This is a genomic window from Gulosibacter sediminis, assembly GCF_014904065.1.
Lineage (GTDB): Bacteria > Actinomycetota > Actinomycetes > Actinomycetales > Microbacteriaceae > Gulosibacter > Gulosibacter sediminis.
The window spans coordinates 20,550-20,917 of sequence record NZ_JACXJG010000015.1 but is presented as its reverse complement, the minus strand read 5'-3'; the positions used below and the strand labels follow the sequence as shown (position 1 = coordinate 20,917).

Genomic DNA, 368 nt, shown 5'->3' with positions numbered 1-368 from the left:
CATCACGCATCCGCTCTGGGTCGGGCTCGGGCTCGTTGTCATGTTCGGGGCCGCGGTGTTCACGACCGCGCGGCGCACCCGCGGCTCGGGCACCTCGCTCGTCGCGCTCGCCCTCTCGATGCTCGCGGGGCCGTGCCTCACCCTCGCGATCGTGTTCGGCACCGGAGCCCTCGCGTTCGAGCCGCGCTATNCTGCTCGCGGTCGGCGGCATCATCATCGGCAACACGATGACGATCGCGACCCTCACGCAGCGCCTCCTTGTCTCGGGCGCGCGCGACCACTGGGACGAGGTCGAGGGCTGGCTCGCGCTCGCCGCCACCCCGCGCCAGGCGATGGCCGCGATCGCGCGCCCGGCCGTGCGCAACGCC

General features: G+C 73.6%; 1 protein-coding gene. It reads left to right on the top strand.

The window, feature by feature from the left end:
- Positions 1 to 227: 227 nt before the first annotated feature.
- Positions 228 to 368 (top strand): ABC transporter permease (locus tag ID132_RS15270; protein WP_193128360.1); only part of this gene is annotated, 141 nt, incomplete at its 3' end.